This is a genomic window from Thiohalocapsa sp., assembly GCF_022340605.1.
In the GTDB taxonomy this organism is placed as follows: domain Bacteria; phylum Pseudomonadota; class Gammaproteobacteria; order Chromatiales; family Chromatiaceae; genus Thiohalocapsa.
This window is the reverse complement of record NZ_JAJDNQ010000114.1, coordinates 1-16727: the sequence shown is the minus strand read 5'-3', so window position 1 is coordinate 16727 and position 16727 is coordinate 1. Positions and strand designations below refer to the sequence as shown.

17 protein-coding genes are annotated in these 16727 nt (G+C 69.9%); 4 read left to right on the top strand and 13 right to left on the bottom strand.

What is annotated here, in order from left to right:
- Both LJE69_RS14950 and LJE69_RS14945 read left to right on the top strand, forming a co-directional pair.
- On the top strand, positions 1–251 hold a 251-nt coding region (locus LJE69_RS14950; protein ID WP_296926488.1), incomplete at its 5' end, for a hypothetical protein.
- Positions 252–356: 105 nt separating this feature from the next.
- On the top strand, positions 357–2048 hold the full coding sequence (locus LJE69_RS14945; RefSeq protein WP_296926486.1) for an amidase family protein: 1692 nt from the start codon (positions 357–359) through the stop codon (positions 2046–2048).
- A 29-nt stretch (positions 2049–2077) separates the two neighbouring features.
- Here LJE69_RS14945 and LJE69_RS14940 read toward each other — a convergent pair whose 3' ends face one another.
- A complete protein-coding gene (locus LJE69_RS14940) occupies positions 2078–2239 on the bottom strand; it encodes a hypothetical protein (RefSeq protein ID WP_296926484.1) in 162 nt (53 codons plus the stop codon).
- A gap of 303 nt (positions 2240–2542) precedes the next feature.
- On the opposite strand from LJE69_RS14940, the gene LJE69_RS14935 reads away from it, so the two are divergent.
- Positions 2543–3088, top strand: coding sequence for a MarC family protein (locus LJE69_RS14935; protein WP_296926482.1), 546 nt, complete (start codon positions 2543–2545; stop codon positions 3086–3088).
- Between the two features lie 603 nt (positions 3089–3691).
- On the opposite strand, the gene LJE69_RS14930 is transcribed toward LJE69_RS14935, so the two are convergent.
- The 12 genes from LJE69_RS14930 to LJE69_RS14875 form a co-directional block, all read right to left on the bottom strand.
- Positions 3692–4894: a dicarboxylate/amino acid:cation symporter gene (locus LJE69_RS14930; RefSeq protein WP_296926480.1), complete on the bottom strand. Its 1203-nt coding sequence runs from the start codon at positions 4892–4894 to the stop codon at positions 3692–3694.
- Positions 4891–5829 carry a hypothetical protein gene (locus LJE69_RS14925; protein WP_296926478.1) on the bottom strand — a complete coding sequence of 313 codons (939 nt, stop codon included), beginning with the start codon at positions 5827–5829 and terminating at the stop codon, positions 4891–4893. Before LJE69_RS14925 ends, LJE69_RS14930 begins: the two co-directional genes overlap by 4 nt.
- Positions 5826–7340 carry a Mur ligase family protein gene (locus LJE69_RS14920; RefSeq protein WP_296926476.1) on the bottom strand — a complete coding sequence of 505 codons (1515 nt, stop codon included), beginning with the start codon at positions 7338–7340 and terminating at the stop codon, positions 5826–5828. Before LJE69_RS14920 ends, LJE69_RS14925 begins: the two co-directional genes overlap by 4 nt.
- Positions 7297–9222, bottom strand: coding sequence for a proton-conducting transporter membrane subunit (locus LJE69_RS14915; RefSeq protein ID WP_296926474.1), 1926 nt, complete (start codon positions 9220–9222; stop codon positions 7297–7299). The genes LJE69_RS14920 and LJE69_RS14915 overlap by 44 nt, the downstream gene beginning before the upstream one ends.
- A 112-nt stretch (positions 9223–9334) precedes the next feature.
- Positions 9335–10840 (bottom strand): proton-conducting transporter membrane subunit, encoded by a 1506-nt coding sequence (locus LJE69_RS14910; protein WP_296926471.1) that lies wholly within the window; start codon positions 10838–10840, stop codon positions 9335–9337.
- Positions 10837–12312, bottom strand: a complete 1476-nt coding sequence (locus tag LJE69_RS14905; RefSeq protein ID WP_296926469.1) for a proton-conducting transporter membrane subunit — start codon at positions 12310–12312, stop codon at positions 10837–10839. Before LJE69_RS14905 ends, LJE69_RS14910 begins: the two co-directional genes overlap by 4 nt.
- Positions 12313–12319: 7 nt before the next feature.
- A complete protein-coding gene (locus LJE69_RS14900) occupies positions 12320–12604 on the bottom strand; it encodes a cation:proton antiporter subunit C (RefSeq protein WP_296926467.1) in 285 nt (94 codons plus the stop codon).
- Between the two features lie 14 nt (positions 12605–12618).
- Positions 12619–13389 carry a hydrogen gas-evolving membrane-bound hydrogenase subunit E gene (mbhE, locus tag LJE69_RS14895; RefSeq protein ID WP_296926465.1) on the bottom strand — a complete coding sequence of 257 codons (771 nt, stop codon included), beginning with the start codon at positions 13387–13389 and terminating at the stop codon, positions 12619–12621.
- Positions 13373–13666, bottom strand: a complete 294-nt coding sequence (locus LJE69_RS14890; protein ID WP_296926463.1) for a DUF4040 domain-containing protein — start codon at positions 13664–13666, stop codon at positions 13373–13375. The genes mbhE and LJE69_RS14890 overlap by 17 nt, the downstream gene beginning before the upstream one ends.
- Positions 13663–13962: a monovalent cation/H(+) antiporter subunit G gene (gene mnhG / locus LJE69_RS14885; protein ID WP_296926461.1), complete on the bottom strand. Its 300-nt coding sequence runs from the start codon at positions 13960–13962 to the stop codon at positions 13663–13665. The genes LJE69_RS14890 and mnhG overlap by 4 nt, the downstream gene beginning before the upstream one ends.
- Before the next feature lie 47 nt (positions 13963–14009).
- Positions 14010–14273 (bottom strand): monovalent cation/H+ antiporter complex subunit F, encoded by a 264-nt coding sequence (locus LJE69_RS14880; protein ID WP_296926490.1) that lies wholly within the window; start codon positions 14271–14273, stop codon positions 14010–14012.
- A gap of 4 nt (positions 14274–14277) precedes the next feature.
- Complete coding sequence (locus LJE69_RS14875; RefSeq protein WP_296926458.1) at positions 14278–14862, bottom strand: Na+/H+ antiporter subunit E; 585 nt, start codon at positions 14860–14862, stop codon at positions 14278–14280.
- A gap of 656 nt (positions 14863–15518) precedes the next feature.
- On the opposite strand from LJE69_RS14875, the gene LJE69_RS14870 reads away from it, so the two are divergent.
- Positions 15519–16664: a DUF2333 family protein gene (locus LJE69_RS14870; RefSeq protein WP_296926456.1), complete on the top strand. Its 1146-nt coding sequence runs from the start codon at positions 15519–15521 to the stop codon at positions 16662–16664.
- The last annotated feature ends 63 nt before the right edge of the window (positions 16665–16727 follow it).

Genomic DNA, 16727 nt, shown 5'->3' with positions numbered 1-16727 from the left:
CGTTGGCGGCGGCGCTGGCGGGGGTGTTCACGCTGGTGTTTCTGTTCGCGCAGTTCGGGCTCTACATGCAGTCGATCATTGCGCTCGAGGACGGCAACGCCGAGCGCGCGGCGTGGCTCAATCATTGGCCGCACCGGGTGCTCGGCGTCGCCTTCCTGCTGGCGCTGTCGGTGCTGCTGCTGCACCAGCTCGGCCCGGCCCTGATCCCGCCCGAGGGCTTCTCACTCACCCATCTCCTCCAAGGCGCTTGACCCCGAGCACCGATCGGGCATGGATCGGCGCCCAAGCGCCGTCGCGGCGGTCCGCTGACGGGGTTTCGGTTATCCTCTGGCCGCACAGCGAGGGGAGCCAGAACAATGAACACACCTTGTGCCGCAGCGGCGTTGTGTGCCCGCGCGCTGTTGCTGACGGTGGTCCTGTGCCTCTGCGCCGGTGCCGTCCCTGCGGCGGCCGGGGCGGGTACCGCATCGGATATCGTGTCCGACTCCATCGAAGACGCCCAGTTCGACGTCACAGACACCGGCATCGACGCCGTGCAGGCGGCCTTCGACACCGGCAGCCTCAGCGCCGAGGCGCTGACCCGCGCCTATCTGCGGCGCATCGAGACACTCGACCGCGCCGGGCCGGAGCTGAACAGCCTCATCGCCGTCAACCCGCATGCCCTCGAGGATGCCGCGGCACTGGACGCCGAGCGCGCGGCATCCGATGCGCGTGGGCCACTGCACGGCATTCCGGTGATCATCCGCGACAACCTGGACACCCTGGAACTGCCGACCACCGCGGGCTCGGCGACGCTGCGCGGGCACGAGCCGCTGCGCGACGCCTTCGTCGTCGAGCGGCTGCGCAAGGCCGGTGCCGTGATCCTCGCCAAGGCCAACCTCTGCGAGCTGTCCCTCGCCCTGGGACGCTACGGCTACAGTTCCGCCGGCGGGCAGACGCGCAACGCCTACAACCTCCGCCGCACCCCGGCCAGCGCCGGCGACGGCACCGCGGTGGCAGCGAGCCTCGGCCTGCTCGCCGTCGGCACCGACGCGGCGGGCGAGCTGCGCGGCCCCGCGGCGGTGAGTGCCCTGGTCGGCCTGCGACCGACGCCCGGCCTCACCAGCCGTGGCGGCATCCTGCCGACGGCGCTCAGCATCGAGGTCACCGGACCCATGGCGCGCGGCGTGCGCGACCTTGCCCTGGCACTCAACGTCATCGCCGCCGCTGACCCGGCGGACCCTCGCACGACGGCCGTCGCGGATCGCCCGGCGGACTACACGGCAGGGCTCGGCAAGGCGACCCTCGAAGGGGTCAGACTCGGCGTCGTCGATGCCTACCGCGGCGGCAACAAGGAAGTCGACCGGGCCTTCAAGTCGGCCTTGGAACTGCTGCACGTGCATGGCGCAGAGCTGGTGCACATCACCCTGCCGGAGGACGTGCTGGATGGCCGTCGCCGCATCCTTGGCCGACTCATCGAGACCGAGCTCCACGACCAAGTGGACGCCTACCTGCTCAATACCGAGCAGGGCATGCCACACTCGCTGGCCGAGCTCCTGCGCATGAGCGAATCGCCGCTCATCGCGGGCTCCGCGACCCCGGTCTACCCCCGCCGGCTCAGCGCCTATCGCCGCGCCCTGCGCAGCCCGGGGCTGGCCGACCTCGAGTACCTGGAGATCCTGTCCGTGCGGCTGCCCGCGCTGCGCGCCGCCGTGGCCGCGCGCTTCGACGAGCACGATCTCGCCGCCATCGTGCTGCCCACCATGCTCTGCCCGGCATCGTCGCTGCTCTACGACTACGACAGCAGCTACGACTGCGACGCCGACGACCCCTACCAGCCGGCCTACCTCGCCTCCATCGCCGGCCTGCCGGAGCTGACCCTGCCCATGGGCTGGACCAGGCAGGGTCTGCCGCTCGGTCTCTCCTTCGTCGGCCGCCCCTTCAGCGAGCCGCGCCTGCTCGCCATCGGCCGTGCCTTCGAGCAGGTGGCCGACGCCCACCGGCCGCCCGAAATCCCGGACCACCCGCCGCCGGTGCTGGAGAGCCTGCCACTGAACGGCAAGGATTAGCGCGCCGAGGCACGGTGGCCGGCGTCGGGTCACGGCGTCGCGAGCAGCGCGCGCAACCGTGCGCGCCTCGTCAACGACGCGTCCTTCGCGCCCTTGGTGAAAAGGAGCAGGTTGGTCTTGACGCCGGCACCGGCGCCCGGAAAGACGCCGCCCGGCAGACTCACCACCGTCCACAGCGCGTACTCGTCCACCAGCCTGCGCTTGGTCTCGACGAAGGCGCCTTCGCTGGTGCGGCATAGACGCTGTGGCCGGGCGCCGGGTCCACGGTGTGGACCATGGCCCGGATCCTCTCCCGCGGGGAGAAATCCAACGGCGGGCATCCAGCCTGCAACGAGACGAGGACGAGCCGAAGGCCGCCGCCGGACTCGCGGGAAGAGTCGCAGTGAGCCAATCTGGGCGCTTTGAGGGTTGCCGCCTCGCCGAGAATCGACTCCAATCCGACCACCCTCAGGTCAACCTCTGACCGTGTCCGGCGGAGGGGTCCAGGAACTTGATTGAAGACCATTGCCGAATTCATTGCAGATTCGGCTGTCCTTGAGCTTCTGACATTGCACTTTTTCGGCATCACCCTCGATGCCTTTCGCATGGCGGGCGGCATACTGCTGCTGCTAATGGGCATCCGGATCGTCACGGGCAATCCGGTGCAGGCAGCCCACGAGATGAAGGAACAGGTCCACATGAGCAGCCTCGGCGAGGCGAAATCCGTCTATAGGCAGATCGTCATCCCGTTCGCGATGCCGCTGCTGGTCGGCCCGGGCGTCATTGCCAACCTGATTCTGTACTCGACGGAAAGCGAAAGGATCGGCAAGACGTCCCTGACGCTCGGGTTGATCGGCATCACCATCGGAGTCGGTGCCTTGGCTTTCCTGATCCTGCTGTCGGGGAGGTTCCTGCAAAGGCTGGTGGGCACCATCGGTCTGGGCATTCTGACCCGCATCCTGGGGCTGCTCGTGGCTGCCATCGGCATGCAATTCGTCGTGACCGGGACATCGGATGTGATTATCCACACGATCGCACCGGAGATCCTGAAGGGGCATTGACCGCCGGAACCGCAAGACCTCGGCGCCCCTGTCCCTCGATTTCCCCGGATTCCTGGGGTCTGCCCCCAAGCCGATGCTCAGCCGGAGACCGTCGTGGCGAACGCTTGTGGATCGAGCAACGCGAACACCCGTCCGAAGATGTCGTGTCGTGTGATGCCGGTCGTCGGGGTCCACCGCCGCGTACAGCGAACCCGTGTCGGCGAGGATATTACTACCCGATCCAGTTGGCGCGGGTCGCGAATAGCGAATGGCAATCGGTGATCGTCATGACGCTCCAGCGTCGTGATGCATTCCTTGCGCTCCGGCGGCGAGTCTATGTCCACCCCACGAGACCGTGAAAGTATTCCCCGTAACGCCGAAAACGAGCGGATCGTAGCAGCTCTTGTGGGAGCGGCACTCTTGGTGCCGCGACTGGCGGCAAGGCAGCACACCACGCCCCGAGTCACTGCCCAGCGTCAGGCCTCCCCAGCCATCGTCGCGCCACAAAAAGCAGTGGCGCTCCCACGCCGGCGCGCCCGGAGCAGCCGTTATGGGAGGTCGCGCCAGCGCAGCGTAACGCGACAATCAACGGCGCTGCGTCGGTCATCGTCGGGTTACGCCGCGCTAACCCGACCTACATCGAGTACTTTCACAGTCTCGACGCGCATCCACCACCGCCGCGACGATCAGGTCCCCCCAAACATTGATGGCCGTGATCGGGTAGTCGAAGAAGCGATCCACCACCAGGTACAGCGCGAGGTAGGTCTGCGGCAGCCCGAGCAGGTCGAGCATGAAGGCCATCATCGCGATGCCGCCACCGGGGATGCCGGCCGTGCCGGCGCTGGAGGCCATGGTGAGCAGCACGATGAAGAGCGCCTGCGCGGGGCTCGGGTCGGCGCCGGCGAGCTGGGCCATGAAGATGAGCAGGATGGACTGGTAGAGCGCCGAGCCGTCCATGTTGAGCGTGGCGCCAAGCGGCAGCGTGAAGCTGGTGGTGGTGGGGCTGACGCCGGCGTTGTCCTCCAGCACCTCCTTGGAGACGGGGTAGGTGGCGGAGCTGGAGGCCGTCGCCAGCGCCGTGACCGGCGCCGCGCGCACCTGGGCGAGGAAAGTCAGCGGCGCGCGGGCGCTGCCGAGCCAGAGTAACAGTGGCAGGAAGACCGCGGCATGCAGCACGGCCGCGCAGAGCACCGCCCAGACGAAGGGCCGCAGCGCCAGCACCGCGTCCCAGTCCATGTCCGCCAGGCTTCCGTAGACGAGCGCCGCGATGCCCACCGGCGCGGCCCGCAGCAACAGCGCCAGCATGCGCATCAGGAGGGCGTTGAACGCCTCGGCGCCGTTGTTCAGCAGGTCGCGCTGCGCCGTCGGCAGCCCGTGCGAGGCGAGCGCCGCGAAGATGGCGATGACGACGACATGCAGAATGTTGCCGTCCGCCAGCGACGCGAACAGGTTGCTGGGCACGAAGTTGGCGATGAGTTGCGCGACGCTGAAGCTCGCGTCGGTTGCCGCCACCTGCGGCAGGCTGAGCAGGCCGGGTGTCAGATCGCGGGAGAGGGCCCAGCCGAGCAGGGTGCCGATGGTGGCGGCGACGGCGGAGGTGAGCAGATAGAAGCCGAGCGTCAGCGCCCCGAGCCGCTTCAGGTCCGCGCCCGCCGCCAGCGCCGCGAAGATGGAGAACAGGATCAAGGGCAGGATCAGCACCTTGAGCAGGGCCAGAAAGATCTCGCCGAGCCAGGCGACAGCGGGCGCCCCCGCCGGCAGCAGTAGCGCCAGCAGCACGCCGAGCACCAGCGCGGCGGGGGTGGAGTAGAGGGCCTTCCAGCTCATCGGTCCAGGAAGGGATTGGCGTTGGACCGGTCCCGCAGCGGCCGGATGCCGAGCACGGCCATCAGCCGGTCCAGCATCTCGATCTGGGTGTCGCGGGCGCCGTGCTGGGCCTCGATGTTGTAGTACTCGCCGAGCTGGTGGCGGGCGACATAGTCGGACAGGGAGCAGTCGAAGTTGCCCGGCGTGACCTGCTTGTAAATGACGCTGAGCCCGGCGCGGTTCAGCGCGGTGATGCGCCGCCGTGCCGCCGGGTCCGCGCTCACCGGCCGGGTGCCGGCCATGAAGATCAGGTTGTCCTCGTCCTGCAGCGCGCGGTTGCCGGTGGCCGCGCCCGGCCAATGGGTCAGGTTGGGGCCGTTGCGGTACAGCGAGATGTTACCGTCGCCGCCGTTGCCATTGTGGCCGTCGCCGTTGTTGTGCAGCGCCAGATAGGGGCCGCGGCCCTTGCGCTTGCCGTCGCGGTAGTGCGCCAGGATGGCTTGCGTGTACACCGGCGCCGGCCGGGGGCTCCCGCACAGGCGCGACTCCGCGCGGCTGCTGCTGAAGTTGCGGTTCGGGTCCTGGCCGAAGAAGGCCCGGTGCCCGCCGGCGTCCACCGCCAGCAGGCCGCCGCCATAGGTGAGCAGCGCGTGCACGCCGGCGTCGAAGGCGGCGTTCTCGCTGTCGTGTGGCAGCACCCAGAAGGGGCCGTTGGGCGCCTTGGTGTGCTCCAGCACGTGGAAGACCCAGTGGTAGCCGCCCTCATGCACCTCCTGGCGGCGGTAGCAGATGGGCGCCCGGCGCAGCGCCGCCAGGTTGCGGTGGATGTCGGCCGAGTGTGCCTCACGGGGGTCCATGCAGGCGGTGATGGTGGAACGGCCGGCGAGCCTGTCGCCGGCGCAACCGGCTACCGCCAGGCAGCCGGCCAAGACGGCACTGCCGAGGATGCGCCTCATGCGTCACTCCGTGCGTCGAGCCAGCCGAGCCGCGCGAAGTTGTACGCCACCTGGTCCTGGTCGCTGTAGTCGGTCTTCTGGCCGTTGCGGTCGATGTAGCGCTCGTGGCCCTTGCCGGCAATGAGCGCCACCTGGGGCTCGTCCGCGGGTGCCGCGGCGAGGCGGTCGAACAGGTGCCGGATGGCCTCGGCGCGCTCGACGATGACCTCGGGCTCGGCGGTGCAGCCGCCCATGCCGGCGACGGTCTGCTCGATGATGGCCAGCGGCTCCTCGAAGCGCGGGTTGTCGGAGGTGACGATGGCATGGTCCGAGTGGCGGCACACCGCGGCACCCATCAGCGGACGCTTGGTGCGGTCGCGGTCGCCGCCGCAGCCGAACAGCGTGGTCACCCGGGCATCCGGAAAGGCGGCGCGGATGGCACCCAGCACGTTCTCCAGCGCATCCGGCGTGTGCGCGAAGTCCACCACCACCGTGCGGTTGCCGTGCACGCGGGTCTCGAAGCGGCCATCCACGGCGCTCAGCGCGCGCCAGGGCTCGGCCGGCAGGCGGTCGCTGATACGCTCCGCCAAGGCCAGCGCCAGGGCGTAGTTGGCCTGGTTGTAAGCCAGCGCCAGAAAGGGGCGTTCCGCCAGCACCGGGGCCGGCAACGGCGCCGGGTCGAGCGGCTGAATGCGCGTGGTCGGCTGCTCGCGCCTGAGCCGGGCCGCCACCTCGGCGCTGTTCACCAGCAGCGGCACACCGTCGGTAAGCTGGCGCAGGATGCGGGTCTTGGCGGCGAAGTAGGCGTCCTCGGTGCCGTGGTAGTCCAGGTGGTCCACCGAGAAATTGGTCCAGCCGGCGGCATCGAACTGGAGACCGGCCAGCCGGCCCTGCTCCAGCGCGTGGCTGGACGCCTCGGTCACCAGCACGTCGGCGCGGTCGCGGTAGGCCGCGAGCACCCGGCGCAACTCCACCAGCGGCGGCGACGTGAAGCCGGTGATGCCCTGGTCTTCGCCGTTCAGCGCGAGGCCGAGGGTGCCGATGCTGAGCACCCGCTCGCCGGCGGCCGCGAGCAGCGCCTCCAGGTACTTCACGGTCGTGGTCTTGCCGTTGGTGCCGGTGACGGCGGCGACGCGCCAGTGGCCCTGCGGCAGCGGGTGAAAGGCGTCGCAGAGCCGCGCCACCGTGTCGCCATAGGCATCCGGGCCGGTCACGAAGATGGCCTTGCCCTCGGCGCGCAAGGCATCGAAGCAGTCCATGGGCCGATTGGTCACCAGCACCGCGAAGGGGCTCGGCGCCAGGTAGCGCTCGAACAGCTCGGCGTCGCCGCGGCCGTCGTCGAAGCGCTGGAAGCACAGGATCGATCCAGGCGAGCAGGCGTCCGCCCGCCACTGGATGTCCGTCAGGCTGTCGAGCGCCAGCCCGGCGGGCAGGTGTTGCCACGCGAAGCGGATCTGCCCGAACAGGGTTGCGGGCGGGGGCAGGGCGTCAGGCGGGGTCGTCGGTGGCTGCGGGGGGGCGGTGCTCGACATGGGGCTGGAGGCGTGGCAACTGCGGGTTGGATGACCGCTGCATTCTAGCCGGGAGCGGTTCCGCCGCAGCGCCGGTTGCGTTGTCCGGCGTCACCACGGGCCGTTCCACGAACAGCAGGATCAAGAGCAGGGCGCTGATGCCGACCCAGAGCGCACCCGCCACCGGCCACTGCCGGAGCCCGCGCTCCACGTCGCCGGCGGGGGTGCCGAACACGCGCTCGAAGGCCGCGGCCGCAACGGTGTACAGGCGCGACCAGCCACGGCCCAGGTCGGCGAGGAGCGTCTCGCCGCTCTGCCGGAACGCCGCCAGCAAGGGCATGATCAGCGCCAGCAGGTCGCCGGGCGGTACCAGACCGATGAAGGGCGCGAGCAGCCTGGGTTGCAGCGTCGCCACCAGCGCGATGGCGGCTGCGATGCCGACGCCGAGCCCAATCGGCCCCGCATTGCTGAGCCAGCTCGCGGGCTTGCCGAACGCGAACGGAAACAGCGCCACCAGCACCAGCAGCAGAGCCCAGGCGGCGAGCGGCCAGGTCCAGCCCGGCTCGCCGCGTGGATGCAGGGCTGGATCGGGGTGCGGCTCGATACGCGCCACCACCCAGATGAAGCGCGCCATCAGCAACGCGGTGCCGACGGCGCCGGCGGCGATGGCAGCGCCGAGCCAGGTCCACTCGGCGGCCTCCAGCACCGGCTTCAGGTTGTACTTGGTCACCGCGCCGCTGGTGAAGGGCGCGCCAGCCAGCGCCAGCGCGAAGAACACCAGCGCGCCCAGGACCAGCGCCTGGGTCACCGAGCCCGCCGCCCCCGCGTGCTTGCGCATGCCGACCCCGAGGAACAGTCCACCCTTGGCGAGTCCGTGCTGGGCGGCATAGAGCGCGATGCCGGCCACGCCCACCGGCGCTAGCGCCGGCTGCACCAGGGTCAGCCCCAGCAACAGCATCAGGAAGCCCATCTTGGCGATGCTGGAGTAGGCGAGGATCACCTTCGGGTCGCGCTGCACGATGCCCACCGGCAGCGCCAGGGTCATGGTCGCGAGCCCCGCCAGGGCCAGGCCGTGGCCCCAGCCCGGCAGCGCCAGCGCGCCCACCGGCAGGAACTTGAGCCAGCCCAGCAGTGCCACCTTGATCATGGTACCGCTCAGCACCGCGCTGGCGGGGACAGGGGCGGCCGGGTGCGCCAGCGGCAGCCACAGGTGCAGCGGCACCATGCCGGCCTTCACACCCAGCCCCAGCAGCAGCAGCGCGATGGTGAGCCCGCTGAGCCCGGTGACCGTGCCCGGCTCGGGGAGCGTGGTGCCGGTCTCGCTCGCCAGCAGCACCAGCCCGGCGAACAGCGTCACCTCGCCGAGCAGGGCCATCACCAGATACACCTTGCCGGCGCGCAGCGCCGAGGCGCTGCCGTCGTGAATCACGAGCCCATAGGCTGCAAGCCCCATCATCGCGAAGCCGGCATAGAAGCTGAACAGGTCCTGCGCGACGATGAGCCACAGGTTGCCGGCCATGGCCAGCAGAAAGAGCGCGTCGAAGCGCCCGGCATTGGCCCTTGCGCCGCGCTCGCCGAAGGCGGTGTAGACGCCTGCCGCGAGCCACAGCACCGCGGTGAAGCCCAGATACACCCGCGCCGTCGCGTCCAGCCCGAGCTGGGTCCCCAGGAAGAGCCAGGGCATGGGCAACACGGTGCCCAACGGCAGCGTCAGCACCGCCAGCAGTGCGGGGAGCGGACCCAACGCGACCCACGGCAGGGCCGAGCGTGGTGCGCCGAGTGCCGGCACAGCGCCATCCGGCGCTTCGACCCGGCCCCAGTCCCGCCGAAAGCGCACCCGCGATGCCGGCAGCGCCAGCACCAGCGGCCAGACCCAAACGACAAGCAAGAGCCAGGCGCTCACCGAGGCAACGCCTCCGCCCCGCACTCCGCACTCCGCACTGCGCACCGCGCACTCGGCATGCCGCACCACGTATGGCCAACTCCGTACTCCGTACGCCGCAACCCGTACTTCTTCACAACCCATACTCCCGCCGCGCAATCAACTGCGCCCACTCCAGCGGGCTGAAGGGCGCGGCAGCGAACAACCCCGCCACCAGGCAGAACGCGGCCGTGATCACCGGCGGCCAGAGCAGGGCGCCCATGGTTTCGAAGCGGGTGCCGAAGTGATGCTCGTGCGGCCATTCGTTGGGTAGCGGCCGGAACCAGGCACGGTACAGGATGGGCAGGAAGTAGCCGGCGTTCAGCAGCGTGCTGGCGCCGAGCACCAGCAGCACCCAGTACTGCTGCGCCTCGACGCCGCCGAGGCCGAGATACCACTTGCTGACGAAGCCGGCGATGGGCGGGATGCCGATCATGCCCAGCGCGCCGACGCTGAAGGCGAGGGTGGTCAGCGGCATGCGCCGGCCGACGCCGTCCATCTGGCTCACGTTGTGAACGCCCAGGGTCTCGGCATAGTTGCCGGCGCAGAAGAAGAGCGTGATCTTCATGATGCCCTGGTGCACCAGGTGCACCATGCCGCCGACCGTGGCGATGGGCCCGAGCAGCGCCGCGCCGAGCGCGATGTAGGACACCTGGCTGACGGTGGAGTAGGCGAGCCGCTTCTTGAGCCCGTCCTGGGTCAGCGCCATCAACGAGCCGTAGATGATGGTGAAGGATGCCAGCGCCGCCAGCACCGCCAGCAGGCCGAGCTCAGAGGAGAACTCGACGCCGTAGACGTCGAACACCACCCGCAGGATGCCGAACGCACCGGCCTTCACCACCGCCACCGCGTGCAGCAGGGAGCTCACCGGCGCCGGCGCCACCATGGACTGCGGTAGCCAGCCGTGCAGCGGGACCAGCGCCGCCTTCACGCCGAGCCCCGCCAGCAGCAGCGCGAAGATGGCCACCAGCTCCCGGTGCATGTCCGCCGGCATGCCGCGCAGCACGCCGCCGGCGACGAAGTCCACCGGCCCGGTCAGCGTGCGCAGCCACACCGCGCCCACCAGCAGCAGCAGCCCGCCGGAGAGGGTGTAGGCGAGATAGATCTTGGCGCCGCGCGTGGCCTCGGGCGTGCCGCGGTGCGCCACCAGGGGGTAGGTGGCCAGCGTCAGGATCTCGTAGAAGATCACGAAGGTGAGCAGGTTGCCCGCCAGTGCGACGCCGACGGTGGCGGACACGCACAGGCTGAAAAAGCCGAAAAAGCGTGAGCGGTTCGGGGAGTGCTCCAGGTAGCCGATGGCATACACCGTCGTGACGAGCCAGAGCACCGTGGACAAGGTCACGAACAGCACCGACAGGGCATCGGCATGCAGCACCAGCTCCAGCCCGGGGGCAATCTGCACGCGTGTCTCGAACACCTGCCCCAAGTACACGCCCCAGATCATCACCCCCACTAGCACCAGCTTCAGCACCGCGCCGAACAGGTTCAGCACCGTGCGCAGCAGGTGGTTCTCTTCCCTCACCAGGAAGATGAACACGCCCGGCAGCAGCGAGCTCAGTACGATGGTGCCGGGCAGCAGGGGCGCGAGGTCGAGGCTCATGCGCCACCCCCGGCGCGCAGTGCCAGCAGCGTCCACAGCGGACCGGAGGCGAGTCCAAGCAGAGCGACTGCCACCAGAGACAGCAGCAGCGCCGGCACCTCCGCGCGGGCATCGGTGACGAACTTGAGCGGCGTCGGCTCCAGGCCGAAGGCCCGGCTCAGCACCCGGAAGACATACGCCGAAGCCAGCAGCGAGCCGGTGGTGACGACGATCACCCACCACCACTGGCCGCTCTCGATGGCTCCCTGCATCAACAGCCACTTGCCGATGAAACTGCCGCTGGGTGGCAGGCCGATGAGCGCCGAGCCTGCCAGCGCGATGGCGAAGGTGGTCGCCGGCAGCCGTTGTGCGGTGCCGCCGAGGTCGTCGATGCGGTCGTGCCCGGCGTTGGTCTGCACCAGCCCGGCCGCGAGGAAGAATCCGGACTTGGCGAAGCCATGGGTCAGGGCCATCAGCACCAGCGCGGCGAGCAGGTTGTCCCGCGGTGGACCGGGTGGCGTGACCGCCAGCAGCGGCAGGAAAAGGAACAGGTAACCGATCTGCGCCACCGTGGAATAGGCCGCCAGCAGCTTGAGGCGCTCGGCGCGCAGCGCCCGCCAGGAGCCCCAGACGACCGCCGCGGCCCCGAGCAGGGCCAGGAACATGGCCGCGGCGAGGCCGGTGATTGGCGCAAACAGGTCCAGCCAGAGCCGGATGATCAGGTAGACCGATGCCTTGACCACCAGTGCCGACAGCGCCGCGCTCACCGGTGCCGGCGCATTGGCGTGTGCCGGCGGCAGCCAGAAGTGCAGCGGGAACAGCGCCGCCTTCAGCGCCAGACCGGACACCATCAGCACCAGCGCGGCAGCGTCCACCGCGAACAGCCGGTCGTTGGCGGCGATGGCGCGGGCCACCAGCCCCAAGTCCAGGGTGCCGTGGGCGGTGTACAGCAGTGCCACCCCGAGCAAATAGCTGATGCTGCCGAGCAGGCCCACCAGCAGGTAGCGCAGGTTGGCGGACACCGCCTCGCGGCTGCCGGTGAGCGCGCCGAGCGCCGCCGCCGTGATGCCGAGCAGCTCCAGCATGACGTACAGGTTGAACAGGTCCCCCGCCAGGAACAGCCCGTTCAGCGCCGCCCAGAGCAACAGCCACAGCGGCCAGAAGGCGCGCATGCGCTCCGGGTCGCGGAAGTAGCCGGATGCGTAGACGCTGATGCCCAGCGCCACGAGGTTCGCCATCAGCGCCAGCGCGACGGCGAGGCCGTCCGCGCGCAGACCGATGGCCAGCTCCGGCTCCCAGCCGCCCAGCACCAGGCGCAGCGCGCCGTGCTGCCAGACGTCGACACCGAGCGTGACGGCCGCGCTGCAGGTTGCCAGCGCCGCCAGGATGCCGAGCGGCACCGCGTGACGCGGCAGCGCGGTGGTCAACGCCGCACCAAGCAGCGGCAGCGTGATGCAGAGCACCAGCGGGTCGGTGAGCAGGTTGGAATACACCGCGGGCTTATCCTTGTCGTTGTTCGTCCTGAAGGCGTGCGCCCAGCACCAGTGCCAGCGCCGTGGCGCTGACGGCGACGACGATGCCGGTCAGCACCAGCGCATGCGGCACCGGGTCCGGCGTGACGCCATCGCCGCGGTAGGCGACGGCAATGAGCACGTGGAAGACGCCGCCGCCCATGATGTTGAGCGCAATCAGCTTGCGCAGCAGCGGCGCGTGCACCAGGAAGGACCAGAGCCCGAGCACGAACAGGATCAGGCCGGCGCCGCCGTAGAGGAACTGAGCAGTCATGCCTGAAGAAGGGCCTAGGGCCGAGGGCCGAGGGACGAGGAGGATGGGGCGGCTGATGCTTCCCCGGCGCTTGGCCCTTGGCCCTTGGCGCTTGGGCGACCGCCCACGTAGGCCGCCGCCAGGGCCGTGCCGATGGCGATGGTCGCGGCGGACTCGATGAGCAGGATCAGCCACTTGGCGAGCTTTGGCGGGTAGGTGAGGAAGCCCGCGCCCAACAGCATCAGCGCGAGTCCCACCAGCGCGAACATCAGTACCCCGAGCACAAGGAGCCAGCGCTGCACGGCCTCGCCCGGCAGCCCCGCGGTGGGGTCGCCGGCCAGGCGCACGATGACGCCGGCGGCGCCCAGCAGCGCGCCGGCCTGGAAGGCGCCGCCCGGCGCGTAGCCGCCCACCCAGAGCATGTAGCCGCTGGTGACGATGAGCAGCGGCACCACCCAGGACACCATGCCCGCCAGCACGGCGCTCGAGCGCTGAAAGCCGGGCGGCGCGGGCCGCTGCGACCAGATGCCGAGCACGGCCGCCAACAGCACCGCCAGCTCCACCAGGGTGTCGTAGGCGCGGTAGTTCACCAGCACGGCGGTGACGGGATTGCCGACGCCGCTCTGCGGCACCCGCGCCAGCGCCAGCTCCGCGAGCCGCGGCGCCGCGCCTCCGTTCAGCGCGAGAAAGTACACGGCCAGCAGCACGACGCCCAGGAGGGCCAGCAGCACCGCCAGCAGCAGGCTCAAGTCACGGGCGCGCTCCCGCGCCCGGTCGCTTCGCGCCCAGTCAGCGGGCTCCGTCATCGGCCCTCCTTGCCGTGCCGCGCTGCGCCGCCCGTGCCGCTCGCCGCGCCGCCGCCAGCATCAGCGCGCCGCCGAGGCCGGCGCCGATGGCCGCCTCCGCCAGCGCCACGTCCGGCGCGTGCAGCCGCGCCCACACCAGCGACAGCCAGAGGCCGAAGGCGATGAACAGCATCACCGCGCGGCGCGGCTCCGGGCTCAGCACCGCGGCCAGCGCCAACGCCAGCAGCGTCGTCAGCAACACGATATCGAACGCGAGGAGCAGAGCGGGCTGGCTCATTGCAGGTCCTCGCCGTCGCCGCGCAGGGCGCGTTTGGCGATCAGGTGCGAGCCGGTGGCGCCGGAGACCATCACCAGCACCCACAACAGCAACAGCTTGAGCGCGTAGAAGAGCCCCGGCGCGTACAGGATCAGCCCCAGCATGATGAGCCCGAGGCCGAGGTTGTCCGCCTTGGTGAGGGCATGCAGCCGGCTGAACAGGTCCGGCAGCCGCAGCAGGCCCACCGTGCCGGCAACGAAGAACGTGGCGCCCAGGGTGATGCAGACGGCGGCGGCGATATGCAGCGCGAGTTCCATGTTCCGTGGGCGTTGCTCGGTGTGGCGTTTGCGGCGCGCGCTGGGGGTCAGGGCTGATCGGCGCCGGCCCGGCGGCGGGTGAAGGCGGCCACCGACACCGCCGCCAGCAGCGCGAAGATCAGCGCCACGTCCAGCAGCGCCGGTACGTTCAGCGCCCGGGACAACAGCAGCAGCGTGGCGATGCCGGAGGTGCCCAGCAACTGCGCCGCCATCATGCGGTCCGGCGGTGTCGGGCCGATGATCACCCGCACCAGGCCGGCGGACATGGTGAGTAGCAGCACCAGGGCCATGGCGAGCAGGAACTTCGGCATGAACTCAGACATGGTTTGCTCCGGCGCTAGGGGCCGCGTCCGAGCCGCCCGTCGCCCCGCCGGTTGGGCAGGGCCTGATCGACACCTCGGGCTCGCCGTCGAGCCGCTCGCCGAACAGGCGCGCCACCTGGCGCTCCAGGCGGTTCAGCCCTGGCACCACCGGCGCATCGCCGTCCAGCGCGTGCACCTCGGCGACGCCGTCGCGGAAATCCGCCGACAGGGTGCCGGGCAACAGGCTGACAGCGTCGATGAAGACCACCCGCGCGGCCGGATCTTTGAGACGCAATCGGTAGCTCACCAGGGCCGGGGCGATATGGAGCCTCGGGCTCAGCACCCGGCGCGCCACGTCGAGTCCGCCCAGGATCGACTCCCAGACGAAGAAGGGTCCAAAGGCCAGCAATCGCAGCGGCCGTGGATCGGCGCCCACCAGGGTCGACAGCCGTGCTGCCGCATAGGTGGCCAGCAGCACCGCCGGCACGCCGATGATCCACGATAAAGGGTCGGTACCGGCGAGCACCAGCCAGAGCAGGGCAAACAGCGCAAGCCGCGCCAGCAGGCTCGGCGGGCGATCGGGGAGGGTGGCGGACACGATCGGGGGCGGGCCGGGGATTCTTGATTCTTGCTTGGGGTAGAGATGGGCCGGTCTGACCGGATTTCCACGGGGCGCCGAGTGCGCGGCCGACATGATGCCGCATGCGCGCACACTCGGGACACTGGGCAAGGATTCGCGTTCGCCGCCATCCAAAGCGCTGATACCCCGTTTCAACCAATTTTGGAGGGCGCCAACCGGGGGGGCGGAGCCGAGGAGCCTGGTCAGAAGTCTCTGCTGGCGGTCGTGGTCGTGGTCGTGGACGGATGCTCGACAACGACAACGACAACGACAGCAAAGTTAGCGCACTGTAGGTCGGGTTAGCGATAGCGTAACTCGACAATCAGAGACTTGCCGGCGCCCAACTTCGGGTCAGCGCAGCATAACCCGACCTAATGGCGGTGTCGGCACAACCTACGATGAATGCTTGCCCGGTCTCCCACGCCGGCGCCGCTCCGGCCCGGGCTTGCTTGCAATTGCGGCCATCGACGCCACTTGCGATTCAACCCCACAGACATTGCGCGTGTGAGCAATCCGCGGCAGCCGGAGGCGAGCTTCCGCGCGGTTTCACGGGCGTTGCAGGATGCGGCGCTGAGCCAGCACCCGCACCGACACCGCGCCGTTCCGCTTCAGACCATTCGTTGAGGTATTTCGAGATGGCCCGTGGCACCTTGAGCGACGCCGACCGCATCCTGCGCTCGAGCGAGACCGGCAGCGCGCCCGAAGCGCCCCCGGCGCCGGCGGCGCGGCCGATGACCCCGGCGCACGGCGATCCCGGCCCCGCCGAACCGTTCGACCCGGCCCGCGCCAGGCGCAGCCGCGGGCTGCCCTGGGGCATCAGCCTGACGGTGCTCGTCTTCGCCGCTGTCATCGGCCTCGGCGCTTGGTGGTCGCTCCAGCCTGAGAAGTTCGATGTCGCGGCCAACATGCGCAAGCAAATCGGCGAGCGCGGGCGTGCCGTGCCCGGCACCGCCACCGTCGCCGCCGCCATCCAGGTGGCCGAGACCCTGTTGTCCAAGCCGGGCGGTTACCTCCGCAATGACAAGATGCCGCCCGGGGTGGTCATGGACAACATGCCAAATTGGGAGTACGGGGTGCTCACGGAGCTGCGTGACTCGGTGCGGGCGCTGCGCAACGACTTCAGCCGCTCCCAGACCCAGTCCATCGAGAACGACGACCTGAAGCGCGCCGACTCGGACTTCAACTTCGACGCGGACGCCTGGGTCCTGCCCGCGACGGAGGATGAGTATCACCAGGGCATCGAGGCGCTGAAGGGCTACCTGGCCGAGCTCTCCTCGGGCAGCGCGCGAGCGCGCTTCTTCGCCCGTGCCGACAACCTTGCCGCCTATCTGTCCGTGGTGGAAAAGCGCCTCGGCAGCTATGGCCAGCGGCTCTCCGGCAGTGTCGGCAATGCCGAGCTGTTGGCGGCATTCGGTGCCGAGGACGTCCTGGGCGAGGGACAGTCCGCCCTGCAGTCGGCCGGCGATTCGCTCCCGCGCACACCCTGGAACGAGATCGACGACGTCTTCTTCGAGGCCCGGGGCTATTCCTGGGCGCTGCTGCACATGATGAAAGCGCTGGCCATCGACTTCGCGCCGGTGCTGCGGGACAAGAACGCCGTCGTGTCCATGCAGCAGGTCATCCGCGACCTGGAATACGCCACCATGCGCAAGTGGTCGCCGCTGGTGCTGAACGGCGACGGCTTCGGTGTGCTGGCCAATCACTCGCTGGTGCTGGCGTCCTACATGTCGCGCGCCAACGCCGCGGTGCTCGACCTGCGGATGTTGTTGGAGAGCGGCTGACCTGCCTTGCCCGTGGGAGCGGCGTCCCCGCCGCGATGCCCGCGGTCCCCCGCCGAGTCGCGG

What these genes read in the sequence shown, in the direction of transcription:
- LJE69_RS14945 (WP_296926486.1), top strand. Translation starts at nt 357, where the DNA reads ATGAACACACCTTGTGCCGCAGCGGCGTTGTGTGCCCGCGCGCTGTTG.
- LJE69_RS14900 (WP_296926467.1), bottom strand. Translation starts at nt 12,604, where the DNA reads ATGACTGCTCAGTTCCTCTACGGCGGCGCCGGCCTGATCCTGTTCGTG.
- LJE69_RS14890 (WP_296926463.1), bottom strand. Translation starts at nt 13,666, where the DNA reads ATGAGCCAGCCCGCTCTGCTCCTCGCGTTCGATATCGTGTTGCTGACG.
- LJE69_RS14925 (WP_296926478.1), bottom strand. Translation starts at nt 5,829, where the DNA reads ATGAGGCGCATCCTCGGCAGTGCCGTCTTGGCCGGCTGCCTGGCGGTA.
- LJE69_RS14870 (WP_296926456.1), top strand. Translation starts at nt 15,519, where the DNA reads ATGGCCCGTGGCACCTTGAGCGACGCCGACCGCATCCTGCGCTCGAGC.
- LJE69_RS14930 (WP_296926480.1), bottom strand. Translation starts at nt 4,894, where the DNA reads ATGAGCTGGAAGGCCCTCTACTCCACCCCCGCCGCGCTGGTGCTCGGC.
- mnhG (WP_296926461.1), bottom strand. Translation starts at nt 13,962, where the DNA reads ATGGAACTCGCGCTGCATATCGCCGCCGCCGTCTGCATCACCCTGGGC.
- mbhE (WP_296926465.1), bottom strand. Translation starts at nt 13,389, where the DNA reads ATGACGGAGCCCGCTGACTGGGCGCGAAGCGACCGGGCGCGGGAGCGC.
- LJE69_RS14880 (WP_296926490.1), bottom strand. Translation starts at nt 14,273, where the DNA reads ATGCCGAAGTTCCTGCTCGCCATGGCCCTGGTGCTGCTACTCACCATG.
- LJE69_RS14910 (WP_296926471.1), bottom strand. Translation starts at nt 10,840, where the DNA reads ATGAGCCTCGACCTCGCGCCCCTGCTGCCCGGCACCATCGTACTGAGC.
- LJE69_RS14920 (WP_296926476.1), bottom strand. Translation starts at nt 7,340, where the DNA reads ATGTCGAGCACCGCCCCCCCGCAGCCACCGACGACCCCGCCTGACGCC.